Below are 4,671 nucleotides of genomic sequence, written 5' to 3'. Positions count from 1 at the left end.
GCCCTCCCCCGCCCTCGTTCAGAAGGCCCGCCAGCACCCGGACGTGACGGTCTCTGGCCCCGGTTCGGGCGCCTTTGTCACCTTTGACACAGCACGCGCCAACGTCGTCACCGTGCGCGTTGGCATCTCTTTTGTCAGTGTCGACAACGCTCGTCTCAACGTCAATAGCGAAGATCCCGACGGCAACTTCGATCAGGTACGTCAGCAGGCACAGGCAACCTGGAACCGCTGGTTGAGCGAGATCCAGATCAGCGGCGGGACCGCTACCCAGCTTACCACCTTCTATACGGCCCTCTACCATGTGCTACTGCAGCCGAACGTTTTTTCTGACGTCAACGGAGAGTACATCGGCTTCGATGGCCGGGTACACACGATGCCGCGCGGTCATGCCTTCTATGCCAACTACTCGGGCTGGGACATCTATCGTTCGGAAATCCAGCTCCTGGCCCTGTTAGCGCCCCAGGAGACCAGCGACATCGTTCAATCGATGGTGCTGGCCTACCAGCAAAGCGGCCAGTTGCCAAAGTGGAGTCTAGCCAACGGCGAAACCTACGTCATGGTCGGAGATCCGGCTGATCCAATCATTGCCGGTGCCTACGCCTTTGGCGCGCACGACTTCGACACGCAGGCCGCCCTGGCGGCCATGATCCACGAGGCGACGCAACCGAATAACATTCGGCCCGGTCTGCGCTACCTGGATGAGCTAGGCTACTTGCCCCAGGACGGTGGCTACGGCTGCTGTAACTTCTATGGGCCGGCAGCAACCCAGCTTGAATACGACAGCGCTGATTTCGCCATTGGGGCCTTTGCTCAGGCCCTGGGTGATCAGAGCACGGCACAGAAATTCATAGGCCGCGCCCAGGACTGGGAGAACCTGCTCAATCCCGCCGATGCTTATCTGGAGCCGCGCAATGCCGATGGCTCTTTCCCCTCAGCCTACAATCCTGCCAGTCAAGCAGGCTGGGTCGAGGGCAACGGCGCGCAATATAACTGGATGGTACCGTTTAATCTGCGTGGCCTCTTTGACGCCCTCGGCGGCAATGCCAAAGTGCTGCCACGTCTGGACACCTTCTTCACGCAGCTCAATGCCGGCCCAGACCAGCCCTACGCTTTTCTCGGCAATGAGCCGACGCTTGAAACGCCCTGGGAGTACGACTACGCCGGCGCTCCCTACAAGACCCAGCAGGTGGTACGCCAGGTTGTCAATACGCTCTATGCGCCCGGACCAGGCGGCCTGGCTGGCAATGACGATCTTGGCGAAATGTCCTCCTGGTATGTTTTTGCCGCACTAGGCTTCTTCCCCATCGTGCCCGGTACCGCTGATCTGGTCCTGGCCAGTCCCCTCTTTCCGGGCATCAAGCTGACGCGCCCCAGCGGGCAGGTCATCCAGATCAACGCTCCCCAGGCTGCCGAGAATGCTCCCTATGTGCAGAGCCTGCGAGTCAACGGGCAGACCACAACGCGCCCCTGGTTGCCGCCTTCTTTCATTGCCCAGGGCGGAACCCTCGATTTTGCGCTGAGCACTGTGCCTGATACCACCTGGGGCAGTGATCCCGCTGATGCCCCACCTTCCTACACCACCGGCCAAATGGCGGCGCGTATCAGCTTCTCACCTGCTCGTCCCAGCGTCGTCCCTGGCGCCAGCACCCAGGTCAGCTTGCTGGCGCGTGACTTGCTGGGGAACACGCGCGCCGTGAGCTGGAGCGCCAGCCCCTCAGCCGGCCTGACGGTCTCTCCCTCCAACGGCGGCTTCAGCGTCCCGGCCTACGGTTCGGCTGGCCAGACGCTGACAGTCAGCGCCGCAGGGGATCAGCCCGAAGGGTATGCAACGGTGACCTTTAAGGTGCAGACTGCCGATGGCTCGACCTTGCCTGCGGTGACCTTGCCGGTGCTGGTGGCGCCCACAGGGAGCCTGCTGCCGCTGGTCAATAACATCGGCATCTCGGATGACAATACTCCAACAATCGCCGACTTCGATGGCTCGCACTTTAGCTACTCGGCCCAGCTTCTGGCCAGCCTTGGCTACACGCCCGGCGCTACCGTCACGGTCAATGGCGTCAGCTATCGCTGGCCCAATGTGCCGGTTGAGACCCAGGATAATGTCCAGTGCAGCGGGCAGACACTGCAGGTTCCCCCTAAGGCCGGCGCCACTCAGCTCACCTTCCTGGGCAGCGCTACGAATGGTCCCTCGGTTGGCACGCTGACCATCACCTATACCGATGGCAGTACCCAGACGGCCCAGCTTGGTTTCAGCGACTGGACCCTCAATGCGGGCGCCAGCTCGCCCGCCTATGGCAATGTGATCGCTGCCCAGATGCCGTATCGCAATAGTGGCTCAGGCACCCCCCAGCAGGTCGAAACCTACGTCTTCGCCAGTGCCCCCATCGCTTTGGAGGCTGGCAAGACCGTGGCGCGCATTACTTTGCCGGCGAGTGTCAGCCAGGGCCACCTGCACATTTTCGCCTACGCCCTGAGCTAGCTCCCTCCGCCTCTCTCCGTCAGCTTAAGTTCAAGGAGCGTGCTGGTGACGGCCCCTGAGCCACCGCCTGCACGCTCCCCGCTTCCCTCCCTCTCCCTCCAGCTTAGTTACGACGCTTGACAAACTAAGTGGTCAGATGCTACAATGCTCATATTAGAGCGAGTAGAACCCCTTGCTTGCTTATCTCAAGCGACAGTGAGGAGGTCAGCGGCAGGTGGGGAGGAGCTGAGGAAACGCTGACCAGAGGCCAGAAGGATGGAGCGAGCGATTCATTCTCTGTTAGCCGAAATGCGCGCCAGGGAGGGACGTCAGGAGGAGGCTGCCAGCGCGTCGGCGCTGCGCGGGGCTGATTTACATCGCATTCGTCAATTTAATCGCTTGCTCGTGCTCAACTATATTCGCGAGCACGGGCCACTAGCGCGCGTCATGTTGGCTCAGCGCCTTGGGCTATCGCGTACCACTGTGAGCAGCATCGTCGATGCGCTGCTGCGCGAAGGGTTGGTACGTGAGGGGCATCTGCTGGATGCCACGCCCCGCGGGGGCCGGCGCGCTATCTTAGTGCATTTTAATACCGACGCGGGCCGCATACTCGGCCTCGATGTAGGCCGCACCCATCTGAAGATGGTGCTGACCAACCTGGCGCCTGAAATTGTTGCTCAGCGCTCGCTTCCTCTCGATACCGAGCGCGGGCCGGAGGAATGTCTGGCGCTACTGGTGAATGAAGTGCGGCAGTTTCTGGCGGAGCAGGGAGTGAGCTGGGAGTCGCTGCTGGGGATTGGGCTGGGCATTCCAGGGCCGCTCTCGCCGGACCTGCGCCGTCTCAGTTCGCCGCCGCATATGCCCGGCTGGGATGACGTGGATCTCTGGCAGCGACTGCAGGCCGAGTTTCCCTGTCCGCTTTATATCGACAATGATGCCAACATGGGCGCCCTGGGAGAGAGCCGCTGTGGAGCCGGGCGCGGCGTCGGCCAGATGGCCTATATCAAGGTGGGCACCGGCATCGGCGGCGGCCTGATCATCGATGGGCGCATCTATCGCGGTCACCAGGGAAGTGCTGGCGAGCTGGGGCATCTGAGCATTGATGAGAACGGTCCGCCCTGTGTCTGTGGCAATCGTGGCTGTCTGGAGACGCTGGCGGGCGCGCGTGCGATCGTGGCTGATGCTTGCCGCGGTGAGTCCTTACGGCGCAAGCTGGCGCAAGAAGGCCGCGAGGCCGAGCTACCGACGCCGGCTCTGGCGGCGCGGGCGCAGGCGGGCACGGTAGACATTGGTCATGTCATTGAGGCGGCTCGCCAGGGGGACGCGGCCAGTATTGCAGCCATTGAGCGTGCCGGTGAGCGCATTGGTCTGGCTCTGGCTGGTCTGGTCAACCTGCTCAATCCTGCGGTGATCGTTCTAGATGGAGGGGTGGCGCGTGCCGGTGAGCTGTTGCTGAAGCCGCTGAGGCGCGTCACCGCGGCGGCCAGCCTGCCCGCTGCCTGGAAGGGCACGCAGATCTTACCGAGCGCCCTGGGGGGGAATGCCATTGCCCTCGGTGCCGTGCTCACTGTCCTGGATGCCGCCTTTTCGTTGCCTGCCTCGGCCCTCTTCGCTTCAGTCAGCGCTGTGCCTGCCGCGGCGCCGGGGTCAACGGCAGGCGCCGACGCGGCTCCATCATCTCCGGCCTAGTCGCCAGGCTTCGGTCCGCCATAGATATACGAGCAGTGGCCTCCCGGACCGTCACAGTGGTGTGCCGTCCGCGTGTTGGCGGAGGCTGGAGGCCGGACAGGATGCGCTGGGTCGGAGCGCCTACAGAGCTATGGATCGTGCTCGTTCGTTTGTCCGTCCATTGGGCTGTCATCATCTCTCAGTGTTCTTGAGGGAGTATCGCAGCGGCGGCATGCTGACAGCCCTGCCCGCAAAGGAGCAAAACCTTATGCGTGACTTCACGGCACAGCAGTATCGCCTGAGTCGGCGAGCTTTCTTGAGCGCTAGCCTGGCCGCGGCTGGTGGGCTGGCGCTAGCAGCCTGCGGTGGCAGTACCGCGACCAGCGCAGGCGGCAACCAGTATACAGTGGCGCTCATCCTGGGCGTCAAAGGTGATCCCTTCTACATTACCATGCAGAAGGGAGCTGAAGCCAAAGCCAAAGAGTTGGGTGTGACTCTGCTGGTTGACGGCCCCGCACAGTCAACTGCCGCCCGTACCAGCAGGC

2 protein-coding genes and 1 pseudogene are annotated in these 4,671 nt (G+C 62.7%); all 3 read left to right on the top strand.

From position 1 onward, the window contains the following. Nucleotides 1-2,479: GH92 family glycosyl hydrolase (locus IRZ24_RS17025; RefSeq protein ID WP_297166782.1), on the top strand; the 2,479-nt coding region annotated here is incomplete at its 5' end. Between the two features lie 255 nt (nucleotides 2,480-2,734). Continuing rightward, nucleotides 2,735-4,147, top strand: a complete 1,413-nt coding sequence (locus IRZ24_RS17020; protein WP_297166779.1) for an ROK family transcriptional regulator — start codon at nucleotides 2,735-2,737, stop codon at nucleotides 4,145-4,147. A 247-nt stretch (nucleotides 4,148-4,394) separates the two neighbouring features. Further along, nucleotides 4,395-4,671 (top strand): annotated as a pseudogene (locus IRZ24_RS17015) (hypothetical protein); the annotation flags it as partial.

It is taken from the genome of Thermogemmatispora sp., from assembly GCF_019683755.1.
In the GTDB taxonomy this organism is placed as follows: domain Bacteria; phylum Chloroflexota; class Ktedonobacteria; order Ktedonobacterales; family Ktedonobacteraceae; genus Thermogemmatispora.
This window is presented reverse-complemented; position numbering and strand designations above follow the sequence as displayed.

What these genes read in the sequence shown, in the direction of transcription:
- IRZ24_RS17020 (WP_297166779.1), top strand. Translation starts at nt 2,735, where the DNA reads ATGGAGCGAGCGATTCATTCTCTGTTAGCCGAAATGCGCGCCAGGGAG.